This is a genomic window from Aeromicrobium yanjiei, from assembly GCF_009649075.1.
In the GTDB taxonomy this organism is placed as follows: Bacteria; Actinomycetota; Actinomycetes; order Propionibacteriales; family Nocardioidaceae; genus Aeromicrobium; species Aeromicrobium yanjiei.
This window is the reverse complement of the sequence record NZ_CP045737.1, coordinates 38,612-59,396: the sequence shown is the minus strand read 5'-3', so window position 1 is coordinate 59,396 and position 20,785 is coordinate 38,612. Positions and strand designations below refer to the sequence as shown.

Sequence of the window (20,785 nt, the reverse complement as noted above, 5' to 3'; positions counted from 1 at the left end):
CGCACCCCCGGCATCCGGAGCCCACATATCCCCGTGATATCAGGCCCAGAGCGGGGGTGGCGGGGCGTCGACGAGGGTGGCGATGACCTCGAGGTAGTGATCGCGTGGCCACTCGGTCACCCCGAGCGAGGCCAGGTGCGGTGTGCTCCACTGCGTGTCGATGAGTCCGTCGGTCCCGACCACGTCGACGAGGGCCACCAGCGCGACCTTGGAGGCGTCCGTCGCACGGTGGAACATTGACTCCCCGGCGAACAGAGCGCCCACGCTGAGGCCGTACAGGCCGCCGACCAGCGTGCCGTCCGCGTCCCGGGTCTCGACCGAGTGCGCCCAGCCCAGACGGTGCAGCCTGACGTACGCGTCGCGGATCGGCGAGTCGATCCACGAGCCGGGACGCGAGGGGTCGGCGCACGCGTCGATGACGGCCTCGAACGACTCGTCCACCGTGACGTCGAACCGGCGTACCGACCGCGCCAGCGAGCGGCTCACCCGCAGGTCGGCGGGCACGAGGACGCCGCGGCGCATGGGCGACCACCACAGCAGCTCACCCTCGTGCGGCATCGGAAAAGCCCCGTGACGGTAGGCCTCGATGAGCGTCGAGGGGTCCAGGTCGGCCCCTGCCGCGACGCAGTCCTCGCCCGGCCACTCCGACGGGTCGAAGAGCCACTGCGAGGGCGGCAGCTGACGGCGCCTCATGCGTCGAGCACCCGTGAGAGATGGTGCACGGGGGCCTGTCCCCACTCGGCCCACTCGGCCGCGCTGGCCTCCTGCAGGCACGTCCACCACAGCAGCGTCCGGTTGACCGGCTGGGTCAGCGCAGCGGCGTCCCACTCGGGGGCGATCGCCGCGGCCGTCGTGCCCCAGACGTCGCAGTACGCCTCCAGGACCTCGGGCCACGACACCTCGCTCAGGGTCGTGATCCACCCGTACGGGACGCTCAGCATCTCCACCGCGGACGCCCACTGGGAGTCGCCGAAGTCGAAGACCCGGCCGTCCGCGAAGGCATTGTTGGGGTGCAGGTCGCCGTGCTGCCACGTCGTCGGCAGCGGCGACGCGGCCAGGACGTCCACAGCGTCGACCAGTCGTGGTCGGACCGCGAGCAGCTGTGACCGCAGCTGAGCCGGGACGTGCGCGGGGTGCTCCTGGGGCAGCGCCGACAGCACCTCGACGATCCGGTCGAAGCGCGCGACGACCGTCGGCGGCCCGCAGTCGGGCAGGCCGGTCGCGAGCAGCGCCTCCCGGGCCCCGGCGGTGGTGCGCTGCAGCTCGGCGGCCTGGCGCAGCACTCGCACCCAGTCGTCCACGTGCGGGTCGTGCGCGTCGGCCAGGGTCTCGCCGCGGTGCACCGTGAGCATCCAGCCGCGGTCGGCCGCGATCGCGTACGGGCGGTCGACCGCCTCGGGGGCGAGGCGGACGAGCTCGAGCTGCAGGGCCGGCTCGAACGCCTGCGCGGCGCAGTTGGCCTTGAACCACATCGGCCCGGCGTCGGTCGGCACGGTCAGCTGCGTGGACCACGGCCGGATGCGGGGCTGCTCGATCGGACCGGTGACCTGGTGCCCGTGCCGGTCGAGCTCGCGGCAGATCCAGTCCTCGGCGGCGCGACGCCAGTCGTCGTGCGCGACACGCTCGGAGAACGGGCGATCCATGGGCCCCACAGTAAGGCGTGCGGGGTCGCTCACCGGCGATCTCAGGCTCGTCCTCCTATGCTGACAGGATGGGTCTTCGCCGCAATGTCGCCGTCGGGGCTGGCGCCAAGCTCGCCCCGAGCATCGCCTCCGGATACGTCCGCACCGTGCTCGATCGGGCCATCGACGGCCTCGGTCCGCTGCGCTCGGCCGCCTCGTCCGCCGACACCAAGCTCGTCGACGCCGACGGTGACGTCGAGAAGGCCATCACCGCGCTGATCCGGATGCACGCGTCGTTGGCCGGCCTGCAGGGATTCGTCACCAACCTCGGCGGCATCAGCACCGCCGCCGTGTCGGTCCCGGCCAACGTGGCGGGCGTGACGATCGTGCAGTGCCACCTCGTCGCCGGCATCGCGCACCTGCGGGGCTACGACCTGGAGGACCCGCGCGTCCGCAACGCGATCCTCGCTTGCATGCTGGGCAAGGACGAGGTGAAGTCGCTCGTGAAGTCGCACCGCCTGCCGTCCTCGCCGATGGCGCTGGCCACCTCCCCGGTCCACGACCCGGTGCTCGACGAGACCCTGTCGCGCGAGGTCACGTCCGAGCTCATCGGTCGTACGGCCGGCCGCCGCGCGGTCACCCTCATCGGCCGGCGCGTGCCGTTCCTCGGCGGCGCGGTCGGCGCCTCGAGCGATGCGTACGCCACCTGGCAGATCGGCACCTACGCCGCCAGCGAGCTCCGCGACCGCCGCCTCCGCCCCTGACCGCGACTGGCGCAGATGTGAGGTTTTGGGACGGCGTGTCGTCCCCAACTGCGCCACTCGCGGGTGGGTTTGCGCCACTCGCGGGGTCGGGCGGGGGTCGGGACGGGTCGGGTCGGGTCAGCTCAGGTACGTAGGGCCCGGACGACGGCGCTGGCGGGCTCCTTGCCGAGCACCCCGGCCATCCAGACGCTCGTGTCGACCAGCGACTGCAGGTCGACCCCGTGCTCGATGCCCAGGCCCGTGAGCATCCAGACGAGATCCTCGGTCGCGAGGTTGCCCGTCGAACTCTCGGCGTACGGGCACCCGCCCAGCCCACCGGCGGAGGCGTCGAGGCACACGATGCCGTTCTGGATCGCCGCGAGGGCGTTGCTGAGCGCCTGGCCGTACGTGTCGTGGAAGTGCATCGCGAGCTCACCCGATCCGACGCCGACGCCGACGCCCGCGAACGCATCGCAGATCGTCGCGACGTGCCCCGGCGTGCCGACCCCGATCGTGTCGCCGATCGACAGCTGCGTGGCTCCCATGTCGAGCAGCCGCTTGCCCGTCGTGACGACCTGGTCGACCGGGACGGAGCCCTCCCACGGGTCGCCGAAGCACATCGAGACGTACGCCCGGACGTCCAGCCCGGCCTCGCGGGCACGGACGACGACGGGCTCGAACATCGCGAACTGGGAGTCGAGCGTCGAGTTGAGGTTCTTGCGCGCGAACGTCTCGGTGGCGCTCGCGAACACCGCGACGTGGCGGACCCCGGCGGCCAGCGCCCGGTCGAGCCCTCGCTCGTTGGGCACCAGCACCGGCAGGCTCGCGGGACCTGACAGCGGCAGCTGCGCGACGAGCTCCTCGGCGTCCGCGAGCTGCGGGACCCATGCGGGGTGGACGAAGCTGGTCGCCTCGACCGTCCGCAGGCCCGCCGCGACGAGCCGCTCGATGAACTCGCGCTTGACCGCGGTCGGCACGATGCCGGCCTCGTTCTGCAGGCCGTCGCGGGGACCGACCTCGTAGATCTGCACCCTCCGCGGGAGCGCAGGGTCGGGCACCGTCATGGGGAGCGTCATGCCGCGTCACCCGCCGGCTCGACCGTCACCAGCAGGTGTCCCATGGGCACCTGCTCGCCGACCTGCGCTCCTACGAAGCTCACGACCCCATCGTACGGAGCCGTGAGCGCGAGCTCCATCTTCATCGCCTCGACCGCACCGAGACGCTGCCCGGCGACGACCCGGTCACCGACGGCGGCGGCCAGCGCGATCACCGTGCCGGGCATCGGGGACACCAGGTCCGCATCGCCCGCGACCTCGCGCGCCCGCGGGTCCATCGGATCGGGCACGTCGAGGCGCCACGTCTGCCCCTGCCACGCGAGGGTCACGCCGCGGCGGTCCACCCGGGCCAGGGTCGCCGGCGCGGGACCGTCGACGGACACACGCGTACGCTCGCCGGTCGCGTCGACCAGCGTCACCGCAGCCGGCACCGGCGAGCCCGCGACCCGCCAACCGTCCGAGGTGGAGAACGGAGTCGCACCGTCGCCGCTCTGGGCCCCCACCCACAGCCGGGCCGCCGCCTGCCACGCCTCGTCCGGTGTCGCGGGACGGGTGAGCAGCTGCTCGGCGGCGGGTCCGTCGAGCCAGGACGTGTCGACCGCCCCGGCCCCGAACTCGTCGCTCGCGACGAGTCTGCGCAGGAAGCCGACGTTGGTCGTCAGCCCCAGCACCGCGGTGCCGTCCAGCGCCTCCACCATCGCGGCCCGGGCGGACTCGCGGTCAGCGCCCGAGACGATGATCTTGGCCAGCATCGGGTCGTACGCCGTGGTGACGGCCTGCCCGGCCTCGTAGCCCGACTCGACGCGGGCGCCCGCGGGCCACACGACCATGTCGGCGGTCCCGGCCTGGGGGACGAATCCCGCGTACGGGTCCTCGGCGTAGACCCGCACCTCGACGGCATGGCCCTCGCACCGGATCTCGTCCTGCTCGAGCGGGAGGGGCTCGCCCGCGGCGACCGCGAGCTGCCACTGCACGAGGTCGAGGCCCGTGACCTCCTCGGTCACCGGGTGCTCGACCTGCAGCCGGGTGTTCATCTCCAGGAAGTACGCCTCACCGTCCGCGACGAGGAACTCGACCGTCCCGGCACTCGTGTAGCCGACCTCGCGGCACAGCGCGACGGACGACTCGTGGAGCGTACGGCGCACCTCGGGGTCCAGGCCCGGGGCCGGCGCCTCCTCGACGACCTTCTGGTGGCGGCGCTGCGCGGAGCAGTCGCGCTCGAACAGGTGCACGACGTGGCCCTGCGTGTCGCCGAAGACCTGCACCTCGACGTGCCGGCCGTGCTCGACGTAGCGCTCGATCAGGAGCGTGTCGTCGCCGAACGCCGCGGCCGCCTCCCGCCGCGCGGTCGTGAGCGCCTCGGCGAGCTGGTCCGCGGAGCGTACGACGTGCATGCCCTTGCCACCGCCGCCCGCCGCGGCCTTGACCAGCACGGGGTACGCGTCGGCGGGCACGGCGTCCTCGTCGAACCGCGGGGTGACCGGCACGCCGGCCCGCTCCGCGATCTCGCGCGCGTGGTCCTTGCGGCCCATGGCCTCCATGACCTCGGGGGTCGGGCCGATGAAGACCAGCCCCGCGTCCCGGACGGCGCGGGCGAACGCAGCCCGCTCGGACAAGAAGCCGTAGCCGGGGTGGATCGCCTCCGCGCCGCTGCTCCGGGCGGCGTCGATCACCCGGTCGATGTCGAGGTACGACTCGGTGGCCGGCGTCGGCCCGATGTGGACGGCCGCGTCCGCGGCGCGTACGTGGGGCGCGTCGGCATCGGCGTCGGAGTGGACCGCGATGCTGCGCAGGCCCGCCTCGCGGCACGCGCGGATGACCCGCAGGGCGATCTCGCCGCGGTTGGCGATGAGGACTGAGGAGAAGGTCATGTCACATCCTGAAGAGCCCGAAGCGGGGCTCGGGGGTCGGGCCGGCGGTGGCCACCTGCAGTCCCATCGCGAGGACGCGGCGGGTGTCGAGGGGGTCGATGATCCCGTCGTCCCACAGCCGGGCGCTGGAGTAGTAGGGCGAGCCCTGGGACTCGAACTGCTCACGGATCGGCGCGCGGAACTGCTCCTCGTCCTCGGCCGACCACTCCTCGCCGCGAGACTCCATGCCGTCGCGCTTGACGGTCGCGAGCACCGCGGACGCCTGCTCGCCGCCCATCACCGAGATCTTGGCGTTGGGCCACATCCACAGGAAGCGCGGATCGTACGCGCGCCCGCACATGCCGTAGTTGCCCGCTCCGTACGAGCCGCCGATGACGACCGTGAACTTCGGCACGACCGAGGACGCGACCGCGGTGACGAGCTTGGCGCCGTCCTTGGCGATGCCCCGGTTCTCGTACTCCTGGCCGACCATGAAGCCGGTGATGTTCTGCAGGAAGACGAGCGGGATGCCGCGCTGGTTGGCCAGCTCGACGAAGTGGGCGCCCTTGAGCGCGGACTCGCTGAACAGGATGCCGTTGTTGGCCAGGATCGCGACCGGATAGCCCTCGATGCGCGCGAAGCCGCAGACGAGCGTCTCGCCGTAGAGCGGCTTGAACTCGTGCAGCCGCGAGTCGTCGACGATGCGCCGGATGACCTCGCGGACGTCGTACTGCGTGCGTCCGTCGACGGGCACGACGTCGTACAGCTCGGCCGGGTCCTCGCGCGGCGGCACCGGCTCGTGCGGCGGCGGCTCGCTGGTCGGGCGCTCGAGCGTCCCCACGATCGAGCGGACGATCTGCAGCGCGTGCTCGTCGTCGTCCGCGAGGTGGTCGACGACGCCGGACGTGCGCGCGTGCACGTCGCCGCCACCGAGGGCCTCGGCCGTGACGACCTCGCCGGTCGCGGCCTTCACGAGCGGCGGGCCGGCCAGGAAGATCGTGCCCTGCTCCTTGACGATGACGGTCTCGTCGCTCATCGCCGGGACGTACGCCCCGCCGGCGGTGCTGGAGCCGAGGACGGCCGAGATCTGCGGGATCCGCTGGGCCGACATCTGCGCCTGGTTGTAGAAGATGCGGCCGAAGTGCTCGCGGTCGGGGAAGACCTCGTCCTGCATCGGCAGGAACGCGCCGCCGGACTCCACGAGATAGACGCACGGCAGCCGGTTCTCCTGCGCGACGGTCTGCGCGCGCAGGTGCTTCTTGACCGTCATCGGGAAGTAGGTGCCGCCCTTGACCGTGGCGTCGTTGGCGATGACCATGCACTCGCGTCCGCTGATGCGTCCGATGCCGGTGATGATGCCCGCGCTCGGCACCGCGCCGCCGTACATGTCGTACGCCGCGAGGGCCCCGAGCTCCAGGAACGGCGAGCCCGGGTCGAGCACGTGGTCGACGCGGTCGCGTGGGAGCAGCTTGCCGCGGGCGACGTGGCGTTCGCGGGTGGCCTGGCTGCCGCCCTCGCGGACGGTGGCGAGACGGTCACGCAGCTGGTCGACGAGTTCGCGCATGACCGCAGGTTAACAGCCATTAACCAAACGTCGCTACACTGGTGCCGTGACGACCCGGCGCGAGCAGATCCTGGACACCGCGGCCACCCTGTTCGCCGAGCGCGGGTTCCACGGGGTCTCGATGCACGACATCGGCGGCGCGTGCGGCATCTCCGGTCCGGCCCTCTACAAGCACTTCGCGGGCAAGGACGACATCCTCACCCAGGCGCTGACCTCGATCAGCGAGCAGCTGCTGGCCGAGGGACGCGCGCGGTCGCTGGCCGCACCGGATCCGTCCGAGGCGCTCGACGCGCTCATCGCGTGGCACATCGACTTCGCGCTCAGCCATCCTGCGCTCATCGTGATCCAGGAGCGGGAGTGGGCCAACCTCGGCGTCGAGGGACGCCGCGAGGTGCGCGCGCTGCAGCTCGCGTACATCGACATCTGGGTGGACGTCGTGCGCCGGCTGCGGGACGACCTCGACGCCGCCGAGGCGCGGGCCGCCGTCCAGGCAACGTTCGGACTGCTGAACTCCACCCCTCACTCGGCCCGCATCGGCCCCGAGGTCATGAGGACCCGACTGGCGGCGATGGCACGGGCGTCCCTGCTCGCGTAGGACGCCGGCTGATCGTCGCCGCGGCCACACCGGCGAGCATGACCACCCCGCCGATCACCTCGAGCACGGTGGGCACCTCGTCCTGGACGGCCCACGCGACGGCGATGCCGATGACCGGCACGAGCAGCACGAACGGGACCACGGCTCCGGCAGGGTAGCGGGCGAGCAGCGAGTTCCAGATGCCGTAGCCGATCAGGGACGCGCCGATCGCGGTGTACGCCGTGGAGGCGATCGCCGTACCGGACAGGTGCGTCAGGGCGTGGCCGACCTCGTGGCCGCCGTCGATCGCGAGCGACATGAGGAGCGCCGGCACCGGGACGACGAGCGCCGACCAGACGACCAGCGACAGGCCCGAGGCGACGCCCGCGCTGCGGGCCACCACGTTGCCCGCCGCCCACGACATCGACGCGCACAGCATGACCAGCACCGGCACGACGGGCGAGGACGCGCCGTGGGCGATGATCACCACGACCAGGCCGACGGTGCCGATGACCGCGCCGACCGCCTGCCGCGACGTCGGCCTCTCCTTGAGGACGACCGCGGCGATGACGATCGTGAAGATCACCTGCGCCTGCAGGACCAGCGAGGCGAGCCCGGCCGGGAGCCCGAGGTCCAGCGCGACGTACAGGAAGCTGAACTGCCCCAGGCTCATGAGCGTCCCGACCGCCACGACGACGCGCCAGCTCGCCTCGGGACGCGGGATGAACAAGATGAGCGGGAACGCGACCAGCACGAACCGTATGGCGAGGAACAACAGCGGGGGGACGTCGTCCAGGCCCTCGTCGATCACCACGAAGTTGGCGCCCCAGATCACCATCACGAGGACGGCGAGCAGGCTGTGCTTGAGGGACATGCGTCCAGTCTGTCGTGCCCCGGGCGCGGGCGCGGGCGATGGGCGTCGCCTCCCGACCCGCCTCCTGAACCCGCGAGTGGCGCAAACCGATCCGCGAGTGGCGCAGAAGTGGACGACACGCCGTCCCAGAACCTTCAGGTTGCGCCACTCGCGGATCGGGCGGGCGGGCGGGGGTCAGGCGTTCTTGAGGGTGCGCCAGGAGACGAGGGCGGCGAGCAGGGCGATGACGATCGCGGCCGCCGAGGTGTACTGGACGCCCAGGTCGAATGCGGACTTCGCCGAGTCGACCAGGCCCTCGCCGACCATGTTGGGGTAATACTTCGCGACCTCGAGGGTGCCGCCCAGCGTCTCGAACGAGCCGTCCCGCTCGCCCCACTGCACGACCGCGTTGTAGGTCAGGTGCGAGCGGTACGTCGAGGTGAGCACCGTGCCGAGCACCGCCGTGCCGAGCACCGCACCGATCTCGTACGCCGTCTCGGAGATCGCGGACGCCGCTCCGGCCTTGGTCGGCGGCACGTTCGACAGCATGATGTCGTTGGTCAGCGTCTCGGCCATGCCGATCCCGACACCCATGATGGCGAACGCCACCGCGATCGTCGTGACGGTGGGGACGTCGGTGAGCGCCGTCATCGCGTAGCCGACCGCGGACGCCGCGAAGCTCGCGGTCACCAAGACCCGGGCCGACACGACCCGCAGCAGGCGTACGGCCACGAAGCCCGCGACGACCGTCGCAGCGAGGCCGGCCAGCAGCACCAGGGCCGCGTCCATCGCCGACAGCCCGAGCACCAGCTGCAGCAGCTGCGCGCCGAGGAACAGGAACCCCGTGAACCCCATGAAGCTCAGCAGGTTGGCCAGGATCGCACCGCTGAAGACCCGGTTGCCGAACAGCGACAGGTCGATCATCGGCGCCGGGGTCGTCCGCAGCCGCCGCACGAGCGCCCACGCCGCGATCACGCCGACCGCAAAGGCGGTCAGGGTCAGGTCGGTGAGGCCGTGCTCCGCGACGTTCTTGATCGCGAAGACGAGCGGCAGCATCGTGGCCAGCGACAGGCCGATGGACGGCAGGTCGAGCGGTCCCGGGCGGGGATCCCGCGACTCCGGCAGCAGCAGGAGCGCCAGCGGGACGAACGCGATGATGATCGGTGCGTTGATGAAGTAGACCGAGCCCCACCAGAAGTGACCGAGCAGCCAGCCGCCCAGCACGGGGCCGAGCGCGGCGCCGCCGGAGAACATCGCGGCCCACGTCGCGATCGCGATGCGACGATCACGCGCGTCGTGGAAGACGTTGCGGATCAGCGAGAGCGTCGACGGCATGAGCATCGCGCCGAAGACGCCCTGCAGCACGCGGGCGACCAGCAGCATCTCCGGGCTCTGGCTGAAGGCCGCGAGGAGCGAGGCGACACCGAAGCCGATCGAGCCGATGACCAGGAGCCGCCGGCGGCCGAACCGGTCGCCGATGCTGCCCATCGCGATGAGCAGGCCCGCGAGCATGATCGCGTAGACGTCCACGATCCACAGCAGCTGCGTGCCGGTCGGCCGCAGGTCGACGCTCATCGCCGGGAGGGCGAACGTCAGCACGGTGTTGTCCACCGAGGTCATGAGAACCGGGAGCATGAGGACGGCGAGCGCAGCCCATTCCTTCGGTCCTGCCCTGTGCGTGCTCGTGGTGCTCGTGGTGCTGTCGATCCTGGTCATGCCGTCCTCCTCACCGTGTGTGGTCGTCCGAACGACTATACCGTCCAGCCGGTACAGTAACGCCCGCGCAGGTGGTGATATTCCTCTCCGCGCAGCGGCCGGTCACGACGCCGATACGCTGGGGCCATGCCGGACCAGGAACGCTCCACCCGAGATCGCCTGCTCGACGCGTTCGAGACGCTGCTCGTCTCCGCAGGGAGCCGATCGGCCACGCTCGACGCGGTCGCCGCGGAGGCGCACGTCTCCAAGGGCGGTCTGCTGTACCACTTCCACAGCAAGGACGATCTCGTCGACGGGATGCTGACCCGCCTGCGCGAGCAGGGCAAGACCGACGTCGAGAAGATGCGCACCGCGGCGAAGGGGCCGGTCGACTTCTACCTGACGACGTCGATCAACTCCGGCAGCGATTTCGATCGCGCCCTCATCGCGGCCGGCCGCATCGCGCAGGAGAACGACTCACGTGCGTCCGCCGCGCTCGCCGATCTGCGGGAGGGCTGGTTCGCGGTGCTGCTGGACCACCTGAAGGACGAGTCGCTGGCCCGCACGATCCAGCTCATCGGCGACGGCCTCTACTTCGACGACACCACCGGCCTGGCCGAGAAGAACGCGCTCAAGCACGTCCGGGACGTCCTCACCCGCCTCGGCGCCCTCTAGCCGTCCCCCGGGTTGCCGGTTTCCCACGGGACCGTGGGGTTTCGGCACTTCCCGCGCGCCACAACACGAGGGAAGCGCAAAAGACGCGCGGGGAGTGGGCGCGGGACCCGCCTCGGCGCGCTCGATCGTCCACGCCTCTGGGCAGGGCGGGACATCCGGCCTAGCCTGAGCAGATGTGCCGGAACATTCGAACTCTCCACAACTTCGAGCCCGCCGCGGGTGACGACGAGATCCGCGCCGCCGCCCTGCAGTACGTCCGCAAGATCAGCGGGACCAGCAAGCCGTCAAAGGCCAATGAAGAGGTCTTCTGGCGAGCCGTCGACGAGATCGCCCACCTCACCGGTCACCTGCTCGACGACCTCGTGACCTCGGCCCCGCCGAAGGATCGGGAGGTCGAGGCCGCGAAGGCCAAGGAACGCTCGGCCAAGCGCTTCGCCACCACCTGAGCCCACCACCGGCAGGCCCAGCGCGGGGTGGATCAGGCCTTGCGGAGCTTGAGGAAGATGCTGGGGCCGAAGTTGTTCCTGGCCAGGCGCTTCTGCGAGATGCGCTCCGCCGCGAGCATGACGCTCTTGGGCAGGGCCTTCTTGAGCTTCTGGCTGCGCAGGTTGGAGACCGACAGCTTGCTCTCCAGCGTCAGGCCGGCCGCGGCGAGCTGACCGACGACCGTGTCGATGTTGTGGTTGACGAACGCGATCGCGTCGGGCTCGTCGGCCTTGGTCTGGCGGATGTCGACCGGCTCGGTCGGCAGCGGCGTGCCTTCCTTCTTGTGGCGCAGCCGGTTCTTGAAGTGGCCGTAGTTGGCGACCTCGATGATCGCGGTGCCGCCCGGCGCAAGGACGCGGGAGATCTCGGCGAACTCCGCGGACGGCTCCGGGATGTGGTGCATGACGCGCACCATCGTCACGAGGTCGAGCTCGCCGTCGGCGAACTTCAGGTCGTCCGCCTGCATCTGGACCTGCTTGATGTCCGTGCCGGCGAGCACCTTCTTGGCCGCCTCGAGCTGCGACGCGGCCGGCTCGGCCAGGGTCACCTCGTCCGCGAACGTCCGCAGCAGCAGGCACAGCCGGCCGAAGCCGCCGCCGATGTCCGCGGCCTTGCGGTAGTGGTTGCCCTTGAGCAGGCGACGGATCGCGATCTGCTCGGCACCGTTCTCGTAGTCGCGGTTGTCCCAGTACTTCGTGTAGTCGTAGTCACGCTCGTACTGGTTGGCGACCTTCTTGGGCGCGGAGCTGTCGTGGGCCTGCTGCGGGTTCTCGTCAGTCACTTTCGAAACCTTAGCAACCACCGGCGTACGGCCCGCATCAGCCGAACGTGCGGGGGCCGAAGACGGGGGCCTCCTTGGCCGCGCCGGCCTTGCGGGCGATCGCGGTGTTGCGCGCCTTGAACATCGCGGACTGCAGGCGACGCTCGAGCCGGTACGTCGCGCGGAGGCTTCCGCGGCGCGTCCCGTAGACCAAGCGCTTGGTCGCGGCGACCGAGTCCGGGGACCGCTGGGCGATCTGCTCGACCAGCGCCAGGGCCGCGGCCAGCGGATCGTCCGCGACCTCGGTCGCGAGGCCGAGCTCGACCGCACGCTCTCCCGTGAGCTGTTCGCCGGTCATCGCCAGGCGCATCAGCACGTCCGCCGGCAGCAGCTCGCTGAACGGGACGGTGCCGGCCATGTCGGGAACGAGGCCCCACTTGGCCTCGAGGATCGACCAGGTCGCGTCCGGCGTCGTGAAGCGGAAGTCCGCGCACGCGGCGAGCTGCAGGCCCGCGCCGTAGCAATGTCCCTGCACGACCGCGATCACCGGCACCGGCAGCTCGCGCCAGACCTGGTTGACCCGCTGGAAGCGGTTGACCAGGCGCGGCCCGGCGAGGAAGTAGCGGGCGACCCGCTTCTTGTCCGTGAACGCGGAGGCGAAGTCCAGGCCGGCGCAGAACGAGCGTCCCCTGCCCTGCAGCACGACCGCACGGATCTCCCGGTTCTCCTTGAGCGCGGTGGCCGCCGCGATGAGCTCGTCGATGGTGTCGAGATCGACGCCGTTGAGCTTGTCGGGACGGTTCAGGCTCACGTACGCGACGGGGCCGTCGATCTCGGTGATCACGCGGGATTCGCCGGGGGCGGCGTTCGGACGAGCGGTGGTGGTCATGTGCCACATGTTACCCACGGGTAAATGTGAACCACACATGTTTGAATGTGCAACCGCAGGGGCACACCTGTCACATGGTCAACGTCAATCGCCTCCCCGGTCCCATGATGGACGCCTATGAGTGGCAGTACCAAGGCGTCTGCATGGGCGTCGACAGCTCCGTCTTCTTCTCGCCCGAGGCTGAGCGAGGCGCCAAACGCGAGCGTCGCGAGAAAGCGGCCAAGCAGCTGTGCATGCGCTGCCCGGTGATCGAGCAGTGCCGCGAGCACGCGCTCCGCGTCCGCGAGCCCTACGGCGTGTGGGGCGGGATGACCGAGGGCGAACGCGCCGCGGTCGTCCGCCAGGAGAAGATCGCGAGCTGACCATCCCCCAGCCGTGCGGGCGCGACGCCTCGGGGGAGTGGCGCCCGCACGTTTTTTCGAAGGAGCCCACATGGGCGCACTGACCGGCAAGAAGATCGCCTTCCTCACCTCGCAGGTGGGCGTCGAGAAGGCTGAGCTGACGTCGCCGTGGCAGGCCGTGCTGGACGCGGGAGGCACGCCGTCGCTCATCGCACCGGCGACCGAGCCCGTCCAATCGATGGTCGGCGACGTCGACAAGGACGAGACCTTCGATCCTGACCTGACGGTCGCCCAGGCGTCGTCCGACGACTTCGACGCGCTGATCCTGCCCGGTGGGACCGTCAACGCCGACAAGGTCCGCGGCGACGCCGACTCGGTCGCGCTGGTCAAGGCGTTCGTCGACGCGGGCAAGCCGATCGCCGCGATCTGCCACGGCCCGTGGGCGCTGGTGGAAGCCGGAGTGCTCGGCGGCAAGACGTTGACCTCCTTCCCCAGCCTGCGCACCGACATCACCAATGCAGGCGGCACGTGGGTCGACGAAACGGTCTTCCACTGCACCGCGAGCGGGTGGGACCTCATCACGTCCCGCAACCCCGACGATCTCGACGCCTTCAACAGCACCCTCACCGACGTCTTCTCGAAAGCCTGAGGCCATGCCAGCCAAGAACAAGCCCAGCACGTCCGCCAAGATCCTGTACCGCCCCGTCGGGCTCGTCAGCTCGATCGTCGGCGGCCTCATCGCCAGCATGCTGTTCAAGCAGATCTGGAAGCGGGTGAGCGCCGGCGAGGGTGCGGACCCGCCGGGCCCCCTGGAGTCCGAGTACGACTTCAAGGAGATCCTCGTCGCCGCCGTGCTGCAGGGCGCGATCTACGCAGTCGTCAAGGCAGTGATCCAGCGTCAGGGCGCCAAGGGCTTCGAGCGCGCCACCGGCGAATGGCCGGGCTCATGAGCACGTCGGCCGATCTGCTCGAGGACGCGTTCGGACGCATTGGCGAGGGGGTCGAGCTGGTCCTGGACGAGCTCACCCCCCAGCAGTTGGCGCACCGGATCACGCCCGACGCCAACACGATCGCCTGGCTCGTCTGGCACCTGCTGCGCGTGCAGGACGATCACGTCTCGGACGCCGCCGGCACCGACCAGGTCTGGACGTCGGCCGGGTGGCACAAGCGCCTCGGCCTGCCGTTCGACGCCTCGGACACCGGCTACGGCCACAGCCGGGACGAGGTGGGCGCCGTCACCACGACGCCCGAGCTGCTCGTCGGCTACGCCCGCGCCGTGACCGCGGCCACGCAGGCGTACGTCACCTCGCTCAGCGACGACGACCTCGATCGTGTCGTCGACGAGTCGTGGGACCCGCCGGTCACGCTGGGGGTCCGTCTCGTGAGCGTCATCGAGGACGATCTCAAGCACCTCGGCCAGGCCGAGTACGTCAAGGGCCTGCTCTGAGCTCTCGCTCCGAGTGTTACCTGCACAACTGGGTATGAAGATGCCACCGGCGACGGTCGCCGGGATGTGGAGGGAGACCCATGAGTGACGACACCTCGGCTGACCAGCCGTCCGAAGACCCCCAGCCGCTGAAGGACACGTCCGGCTTCGGCCCCGAGGACGTGCTGGGCAACGGCCCGGTGACGGAGTCGACGACGGACCGCGAGCCCAAGGGCCAGCCGGGCGACCCGGATCTCGACGCGGACGCGGAGACCGAGCCCTCGTCCTGACGGGGGACCCGCGAAACGTTGACTCCTCCGGGGTCCGGGTCTACGTTCCGACGTAGGTAGACCGGGTTCTTCGCCAGAGGTCGCTGCACCGACAACCCGCGTGGTCCGGTCCGCGCCACCCGTTCGGGTGGGCGCCGAAGGAGGACCCGTGACGACCCCAGATCACGTCATCGACGACCGGACCGCCCAGCAGATCGCCGCCTGCAACGCCTCGGGGCGGACGCCGGTCGTGTTCATCCACGGACTCTGGCTGCTCTCCAACAGCTGGGAGAAATGGGCAGCCGTGATGGAGAAGAACGGCTACACCGCCCTGGCCCCCGGGTGGCCGGACGACCCGGAGACGGTCGCCGAGGCCAATGCGCATCCCGACGTCCTGGCGGGCAAGACCGTCGGCCGGGTGACCGACCACTACGCGGCGATCATCAACGAGCTGGACCGCGCGCCCGTGCTGATCGGCCACTCGTTCGGCGGCCTGCTGGCCCAGATGCTCGCCGGCCGCGGCCTCTCGGCGGCCACCGTCGCGATCTCGCCGGCGGCGTTCCGGGGCGTCCTGCCCGTGCCGGTCTCGTCCCTGCGCTCGGCGTCCCCCGTGCTGGCGAACCCGGTCAACCGCGGTCGCGCGGTCCCGCTGACGTACCAACAGTTCCGTTACGGCTTCGCCAACGCCGTGAACGCCCACGAGGCCCGGCAGCTGTACGACACGTACGCCGTCCCGGCCCCCGGGATGCCGCTGTTCCAGGCGGCCGTCGCCAACGTCAACCCGTGGACCGAGGTCAAGGTCGACACCCGGCGCCCCGACCGCGGACCCCTCCTGATCGTCTCGGGCGACAACGACAACACCGTCCCGTGGGCCGTGGCCCACGCGGCGTACAAGAAGCAACGTCACAACCCTGGCGTCACCGAGATCGTCAAGATGCCGGGCCGTGGCCACGCCCTGACGATCGACAGCGGTTGGCGCGAGATCGCCGACACCGCACTGGCCTTCGTGCAACGCTTCGTCCAGTAGATCGGCACCGCCATGGACCTGGGTCTGACCGGCAAGACCGCCATCGTCACAGGAGCCAGCAAGGGCATCGGGCTGGCCGTCACCCGCACCCTGCTCGACGAAGGGGCGAGCGTGGTCGCGGGTGCCCGCGACGCAGGTGACCTGCCCCAGCTCGTGGCCGACGGGCGTCCCGTGCACCCGGTGGAGGTCGACCTGTCGACTCCCGAGGGCGCGGTCCGGGTGGTCGAGGAGGCGGTGACGACCTACGGCGGCGTCGACATCCTCATCAACAACGTCGGCGCGGTCCGTCCTCGGCCCGACGGCTTCGCGGCGATCCCGGACGAGGAGTGGGCCTGGTCGGTGCGCATGAACCTCATGGCGGCGGTCCGCACGACCCGCGCCGCGCTGCCGCACCTGTTGGACCGGCGCGGCTGCATCGTCAGCACCTGCTCGGTCAACGCCGTCCTGCCCGATCCGCTCGTCATGGACTACAGCGCCGCGAAGGCGGCACTTGCCAGCTTCTCCAAGTCGCTGTCCAAGGAGGTCGGACCGCGCGGGGTGCGGGTCAACACGGTCAGTCCCGGTCCGGTCGCGACGGATCTGTGGCTGGGGGACCACGGGGTCGCGAACGTCGTCGCCGCAGCCGGCGGAGGGGACGCCCACTCGGTCGCCGCCGAGGCCGCGGCCCAGGCGGCGACGGGTCGTTTCACCACCCCGGAGGAGGTGGCCGCGATGATCGTCGTCCTCGCCAGCAGCCGGGCCGGCAACATCACCGGCGCTGACCTCGTGATGGACGGCGGTCTCGTGCAGACGCTCTGACGCACCACCCAACGAGAGGATCCATCATGTCCCGCACCGAGCTCGTGAGAACGCACGCCCTGACGCCGCGGGGGCGACGCCGCATCGTCATCGGCGCACTGCTGACCGTCCTGGTCGCGATGACCGCGCTGGCGTCCACCGCGACCGCCGGTCACCGACCGCAGGCGACCAAGCACCACCACGCCAAGCCCACCATCGTCCTGGTGCACGGCGCCTGGGCCGACGGGTCGGGGTGGAACGACGTGATCAAGCGGCTGCAGCGTGCCGGCTATCCCGTCCGGGTGCCGCCCAACCCGCTGCGCAGCCTGCCCGGCGACTCCGCGACGCTGAAGAGCTTCATCGCGACCGTGCCCGGACCGCTCATCCTGGTCGGCCACTCCTACGGGGGCGCGGTGATCACCAACGCCGCCACGGGTGACCCCGACGTGAAGGCGCTCGTCTACGTCGACGCGTTCGCCCCGGAGAAGGGAGAGACGATCTTCGCGCTCACGGGAGCCGACTCCGCGCTGGCCGGCGACCCGACGACGCTGTTCGACTTCGTGCCGTATCCGGGCGGCCCCGACGGCGACGTCGACCTGTACCTCAAGGAGAACGTCTTCCTCACCTCGTTCGCGAACGGCGTGCCGACCCGCAAGGCCAAGGAGCTGTACGCCACGCAGCGCCCGTTCGCCCTCAGCGTCGGCAGCCAGGAGTCCGGCGAGCCGGCGTGGAGGACGATCCCGTCGTGGTACCTGCTCGGCACCCGCGACCGCATCATCACCCCGGAGGCCCAGCGCTTCATGGCCGAGCGGGCCGGGTCGACGATCGTCCGGGTGAGGGCCGGCCACCTCTCGTTGATCTCCCACCCCGACGCAGTCGCCAAGCTCATCGTCCGGGCGGACCGAGGCACTCGCTGACGCCGCGGCGGTCTGGATCCACGTGAAACATCCGGGCGGTGCTTCCTCCACCGTCTCCCGTCCGGGCGGTGCTTACTCCACCGTTTCGGGACCGGGCGGTGCTTCCTCCACCGTTTAGCGGCGGATTGCGGCCCAAACGGTGGCGTATGCACCGCCCCACGCTCAAACGGTGGCGTACGCACCGCGGCTCCCGGGGGCGCGAGTTTTCCGGGGTGTGACCCCGTCGTTGCGGGGTATTGAGTCCCTCGACGGCATCACACACCCGGGGGACCGATGAGCCAGACACAGGAAGACACCCAGCCCAAGGCGCTCAACGGCCTCATGTTGATGGTCGCGGTGGTCTCCGCCGTGAGCGGGCTGCTGTACGGCTATGACACCGGCATCATCTCGGGTGCGCTCCTGCAGATCGGTGACGAGTTCGACACCGGCCACGCGATGGAGCAGTCGATCGCGGCGGGCATCCTGCTGGGCGCGGTGATCGGAGCCCTGTCGTGCAGCGTGCTCTCGGAGCGCTGGGGACGGCACAAGACCATCCTGCTGATCTGCCTGGTGTTCATCATCGGGAGCCTCGCCTGCTCGGTCGCCCCCACCGCGACCCTCCTGGCCGCGGCCCGCGTGCTGCTCGGCTTCGCCGTCGGCGGGGCCACCCAGACCGTCCCGATGTACGTCGCCGAGATGGCGCCGGCTGCGATCCGCGGCCGCCTCGTCCTGTGCTTCCAGCTCGCGATCGGTGTCGGCATCGTCATCGCGACCTTGGTCGGTGCCTCGGAGCAGGTCGACTGGCGCATCTCGATCGGCGCCGCTGCGCTTCCTGCGCTTCTCATGCTCGTGCTGCAGCTGCGACTGCCCGAGAGCCCGCGCTGGCTGGTCAAGCAGGGCCGCACGGATGACGCCGAGCAGGTGCTGGAGCGCGTACGCCCCGAGGGCTTCGACATCTCGCAGGAGCTCAGCGAGATCGTGGAGCTGGAGAAGCGCAAGAAGGAGACCAAGCGCAGCCATCGCGGGTGGAGCGGCCTGCGTCAGCCGTGGGTGCGGCCGGCCCTCGTCGTGGGATGCGGCGTCGCCGCCTTCACCCAGCTCTCCGGCATCGAGATGATCATCTACTACGCGCCGACGATCCTGACGGACAACGGCTTCTCCACCTCCGCGGCCCTGCGCGTCAGCGTAGCGCTCGGCGTGACCTACCTGATCATGATGATCGTGGGCCTGATCATCGTCGACAAGGTCGGACGACGCCGCCTCACGCTGATCATGGTGCCGGGGGCCGCGATCGCCCTGTTCGTGCTGGGCGCGCTCTTCGTGACCGACAACGCCGGCAAGGACAACATCCCGTTCATCGTCGCGTGCCTCGTCGTGTTCATGCTGTTCAACGCGGGCGGCCTGCAGCTGATGGGCTGGCTGACCGGCTCCGAGATCTACCCGCTCGCCGTGCGCGGCGCCGGGACGGCCGCCCAGTCGGCGACCTTGTGGGGGACGAACCTGCTCATCACGCTGACTCTGCTGACGATGATCGACACGTTCGGCGCGGGCCAGGTGTTCTGGCTCTACGGCCTGTTCAACGTCGCGGCGTGGATCTTCGTCTGGCGTCTCCTGCCCGAGCTCACCGGCCACAGCCTCGAGGACATCGAGAAGCACCTGCAGGACGGCGAGTTCAGCCCGAAGGACTTCGAGCAGCACGCCAAGAGCAGCCCGGCCGGCGCCTCGGGCTGATCGGTCCGGGCGCGACCGTCAAGCGTCAGTGGGGTCCTCGCCGTGCGCGGGGCGGGCGGCGCCCAGGGCGTCCAGGACCCGATCGGCCTCGTGGCGGATGCCCACGAGCACGACCCAGACCGTCCAGCACAGGGCGGATCCGGCCATCAGGGCCAGCCCGATGCGTTCCTTTGCACGATCCACGACCTCTCCGTCGTCCACGCTGTGGGCCTGCAAGATGATGAGCGCACCTATGACCAGCAGCAGGACTCCGAACAGGACGCTGCCCACGATGATCGGGTTGGTGTCTCGGTCGTTCGCTGAGGGACTGGTCGGGGTCATCACGCGTCCGTTCATCCAGCACTCAGCCAATGAGAACACCCACGCTACCCATGTGGGGCTGGGACGTCACGAACGTTCGTCAGGACACTGTGTGTCACAGGCTCCGCGAGAGTTGCACCCCGCCAGCCGGACGGAATAGGCATCGTGCAGGTCGAGTTGTCCACGACATGAGAGCTATCGGAGTGACCAAGCCCGGCGACGAGGACGACCTCGAGGTGCTCGACCTTCCTGTGCAGGATCCGCAGGACGGTCAGATCCGCATCCGCGTCCACGCCGCGACCGTCAACCCCACCGACACCGCGATGATCCGCGGCGCCTACTACCGCGGCGGCGACGTGCCGACCGGTCCACACATCCCGGGCATGGACCTGTCCGGCGTCGTCGACGCCCTCGGGCCAGGAGTCGACCGGTTCGCGGTCGGCGACCGCGTGATCGCCGTGGTCGCTCCCACCAGCGAGACGCGTGGCGCCTACCAGGAGCAGATCGTGCTGCCTGCCGAGCAGGTCGTCCCCGCGCCCGCCGGTGCCGACGACGCGGCGGCATCGACCCTGCTCATGAACGCTCTCACCGCGCGCCTGGCCCTCGACGAGATGGCCGTCCCCGCCGGCGGCACCGTCGCCGTCACCGGTGCGGCCGGGTCGTTCGGCGGATACGTCGTGCAGCTGGCCAAGGCCGACGGTCTGCGGGTCGTTGCGGACGCCAAGGAGGGCGAGGAGGATCTCGTCCGCGAGCTCGGCGCCGACATCGTCGTCCCCCGCGGCGACGACGTGGCCGCCAACATCCGCGCCGCCGTGCCCGAGGGCGTCGACGGCCTGGCCGACGGCGCCGTACAGATCGACAAGACGCTCGACGCCATCAAGGACGGCGGGGCGCTGGCGACCATCCGCGGGTGGGACGGTCCGGCCGAACGCGGCATCTCAGTGCACCCCATCTGGGTCTTCTCCGCCATCGGCCACACCGACAAGCTCGACCGACTCCGTCAGCAGGCCGAGGACGGCACGCTGACGTTGCGAGTGGCCACGACCTTCCCGGCGGAGCAGGCAGCGGAGGCCCACAAGCTGCTGGCCGGCGGCGGGGTGCGTGGTCGCATCGTGCTCGACTTCAACTAGAGGCGGTCCCACCCGACGAACACCCCGTTCGGACCTCTGTCAGAAAGAACGAAGGGCCCCGACCAAAACCCGGTCAGGGCCCTTCATCATTCTGTGCGCGAGGGGGGAGCCGTCGCCTCCGC

The 20,785-nt window shown here is 70.5% G+C and carries 24 protein-coding genes; 14 read left to right on the top strand and 10 right to left on the bottom strand.

Going from position 1 to position 20,785, the window contains the following annotated elements:
• Window positions 1-39 precede the first annotated feature (39 nt).
• Entirely contained in the window at window positions 40-693 is a 654-nt protein-coding gene (gene aat / locus GEV26_RS00540; RefSeq protein WP_153651258.1) for a leucyl/phenylalanyl-tRNA--protein transferase, read from the bottom strand.
• A complete protein-coding gene (locus GEV26_RS00535) occupies window positions 690-1,643 on the bottom strand; it encodes a phosphotransferase (RefSeq protein ID WP_153651257.1) in 954 nt (317 codons plus the stop codon). Before GEV26_RS00535 ends, aat begins: the two co-directional genes overlap by 4 nt.
• A gap of 68 nt (window positions 1,644-1,711) precedes the next feature.
• Here GEV26_RS00535 and GEV26_RS00530 point away from each other — a divergent pair, with 68 nt between their 5' ends.
• Window positions 1,712-2,386, top strand: a complete 675-nt coding sequence (locus GEV26_RS00530) for an EcsC family protein (RefSeq protein ID WP_153651256.1) — start codon at window positions 1,712-1,714, stop codon at window positions 2,384-2,386.
• A gap of 122 nt (window positions 2,387-2,508) precedes the next feature.
• On the opposite strand, the gene GEV26_RS00525 is transcribed toward GEV26_RS00530, so the two are convergent.
• The 3 genes from GEV26_RS00525 to GEV26_RS00515 are packed head-to-tail and all read right to left on the bottom strand — an operon-like array spanning window position 2,509 to window position 6,834.
• Window positions 2,509-3,429 (bottom strand): hydroxymethylglutaryl-CoA lyase, encoded by a 921-nt coding sequence (locus tag GEV26_RS00525; protein WP_243838833.1) that lies wholly within the window; start codon window positions 3,427-3,429, stop codon window positions 2,509-2,511.
• Window positions 3,430-3,437: 8 nt separating this feature from the next.
• Window positions 3,438-5,291 carry an acetyl/propionyl/methylcrotonyl-CoA carboxylase subunit alpha gene (locus tag GEV26_RS00520; RefSeq protein ID WP_153651254.1) on the bottom strand — a complete coding sequence of 618 codons (1,854 nt, stop codon included), beginning with the start codon at window positions 5,289-5,291 and terminating at the stop codon, window positions 3,438-3,440.
• A 1-nt stretch (window position 5,292) separates the two neighbouring features.
• Window positions 5,293-6,834, bottom strand: a complete 1,542-nt coding sequence (locus GEV26_RS00515) for a carboxyl transferase domain-containing protein (protein WP_153651253.1) — start codon at window positions 6,832-6,834, stop codon at window positions 5,293-5,295.
• 46 nt (window positions 6,835-6,880) lie between these two features.
• Between GEV26_RS00515 and GEV26_RS00510 the strand changes: the two genes are divergently transcribed.
• Window positions 6,881-7,429: a TetR/AcrR family transcriptional regulator gene (locus GEV26_RS00510; protein WP_153651252.1), complete on the top strand. Its 549-nt coding sequence runs from the start codon at window positions 6,881-6,883 to the stop codon at window positions 7,427-7,429.
• Here the strand turns inward: GEV26_RS00510 and GEV26_RS00505 are convergent.
• On the bottom strand, window positions 7,380-8,282 hold the full coding sequence (locus GEV26_RS00505) for an EamA family transporter (RefSeq protein WP_153651251.1): 903 nt from the start codon (window positions 8,280-8,282) through the stop codon (window positions 7,380-7,382). The two genes, GEV26_RS00510 and GEV26_RS00505, sit on opposite strands and share 50 nt — an antisense overlap.
• Before the next feature lie 174 nt (window positions 8,283-8,456).
• Window positions 8,457-9,977 carry an MFS transporter gene (locus GEV26_RS00500; protein ID WP_153651250.1) on the bottom strand — a complete coding sequence of 507 codons (1,521 nt, stop codon included), beginning with the start codon at window positions 9,975-9,977 and terminating at the stop codon, window positions 8,457-8,459.
• A gap of 126 nt (window positions 9,978-10,103) precedes the next feature.
• Between GEV26_RS00500 and GEV26_RS00495 the strand changes: the two genes are divergently transcribed.
• On the top strand, window positions 10,104-10,631 hold the full coding sequence (locus tag GEV26_RS00495; RefSeq protein WP_153651249.1) for a TetR/AcrR family transcriptional regulator: 528 nt from the start codon (window positions 10,104-10,106) through the stop codon (window positions 10,629-10,631).
• A gap of 173 nt (window positions 10,632-10,804) precedes the next feature.
• Window positions 10,805-11,077: a DUF2277 domain-containing protein gene (locus tag GEV26_RS00490; RefSeq protein ID WP_153651248.1), complete on the top strand. Its 273-nt coding sequence runs from the start codon at window positions 10,805-10,807 to the stop codon at window positions 11,075-11,077.
• Between the two features lie 32 nt (window positions 11,078-11,109).
• Here GEV26_RS00490 and GEV26_RS00485 read toward each other — a convergent pair whose 3' ends face one another.
• Window positions 11,110-11,898 carry a class I SAM-dependent methyltransferase gene (locus GEV26_RS00485; RefSeq protein WP_194839914.1) on the bottom strand — a complete coding sequence of 263 codons (789 nt, stop codon included), beginning with the start codon at window positions 11,896-11,898 and terminating at the stop codon, window positions 11,110-11,112.
• Between the two features lie 37 nt (window positions 11,899-11,935).
• Window positions 11,936-12,766, bottom strand: coding sequence for a crotonase/enoyl-CoA hydratase family protein (locus GEV26_RS00480; protein WP_153651246.1), 831 nt, complete (start codon window positions 12,764-12,766; stop codon window positions 11,936-11,938).
• A 74-nt stretch (window positions 12,767-12,840) separates the two neighbouring features.
• On the opposite strand from GEV26_RS00480, the gene GEV26_RS00475 reads away from it, so the two are divergent.
• From GEV26_RS00475 to GEV26_RS00435, 9 genes are all read left to right on the top strand, one after another.
• Window positions 12,841-13,128 carry a WhiB family transcriptional regulator gene (locus GEV26_RS00475; protein WP_153651245.1) on the top strand — a complete coding sequence of 96 codons (288 nt, stop codon included), beginning with the start codon at window positions 12,841-12,843 and terminating at the stop codon, window positions 13,126-13,128.
• Between the two features lie 70 nt (window positions 13,129-13,198).
• On the top strand, window positions 13,199-13,756 hold the full coding sequence (locus GEV26_RS00470; RefSeq protein WP_153651244.1) for a type 1 glutamine amidotransferase domain-containing protein: 558 nt from the start codon (window positions 13,199-13,201) through the stop codon (window positions 13,754-13,756).
• 4 nt (window positions 13,757-13,760) lie between these two features.
• The gene (locus GEV26_RS00465) at window positions 13,761-14,057 is read left to right on the top strand and encodes a DUF4235 domain-containing protein (RefSeq protein ID WP_153651243.1); all 297 of its coding nucleotides are present in this window, start codon (window positions 13,761-13,763) and stop codon (window positions 14,055-14,057) included.
• Window positions 14,054-14,554, top strand: coding sequence for a mycothiol transferase (locus GEV26_RS00460; RefSeq protein WP_153651242.1), 501 nt, complete (start codon window positions 14,054-14,056; stop codon window positions 14,552-14,554). The genes GEV26_RS00465 and GEV26_RS00460 overlap by 4 nt, the downstream gene beginning before the upstream one ends.
• 80 nt (window positions 14,555-14,634) lie before the next feature.
• Complete coding sequence (locus tag GEV26_RS00455) at window positions 14,635-14,823, top strand: hypothetical protein (RefSeq protein WP_153651241.1); 189 nt, start codon at window positions 14,635-14,637, stop codon at window positions 14,821-14,823.
• A 148-nt stretch (window positions 14,824-14,971) separates the two neighbouring features.
• Entirely contained in the window at window positions 14,972-15,829 is an 858-nt protein-coding gene (locus GEV26_RS00450; RefSeq protein ID WP_243838832.1) for an alpha/beta hydrolase, read from the top strand.
• 12 nt (window positions 15,830-15,841) lie between these two features.
• The gene (locus GEV26_RS00445; protein WP_153651240.1) at window positions 15,842-16,627 is read left to right on the top strand and encodes an oxidoreductase; all 786 of its coding nucleotides are present in this window, start codon (window positions 15,842-15,844) and stop codon (window positions 16,625-16,627) included.
• A gap of 26 nt (window positions 16,628-16,653) precedes the next feature.
• The gene (locus GEV26_RS00440; protein WP_208430995.1) at window positions 16,654-17,523 is read left to right on the top strand and encodes an alpha/beta fold hydrolase; all 870 of its coding nucleotides are present in this window, start codon (window positions 16,654-16,656) and stop codon (window positions 17,521-17,523) included.
• A gap of 273 nt (window positions 17,524-17,796) precedes the next feature.
• Entirely contained in the window at window positions 17,797-19,233 is a 1,437-nt protein-coding gene (locus GEV26_RS00435; RefSeq protein ID WP_153651239.1) for a sugar porter family MFS transporter, read from the top strand.
• 18 nt (window positions 19,234-19,251) lie between these two features.
• Here the strand turns inward: GEV26_RS00435 and GEV26_RS00430 are convergent, their stop codons facing one another.
• Window positions 19,252-19,569, bottom strand: a complete 318-nt coding sequence (locus GEV26_RS00430; RefSeq protein ID WP_153651238.1) for a hypothetical protein — start codon at window positions 19,567-19,569, stop codon at window positions 19,252-19,254.
• A 152-nt stretch (window positions 19,570-19,721) separates the two neighbouring features.
• On the opposite strand from GEV26_RS00430, the gene GEV26_RS00425 reads away from it, so the two are divergent.
• Window positions 19,722-20,663, top strand: a complete 942-nt coding sequence (locus GEV26_RS00425) for a quinone oxidoreductase family protein (protein WP_153651237.1) — start codon at window positions 19,722-19,724, stop codon at window positions 20,661-20,663.
• Window positions 20,664-20,785: the final 122 nt, after the last annotated feature.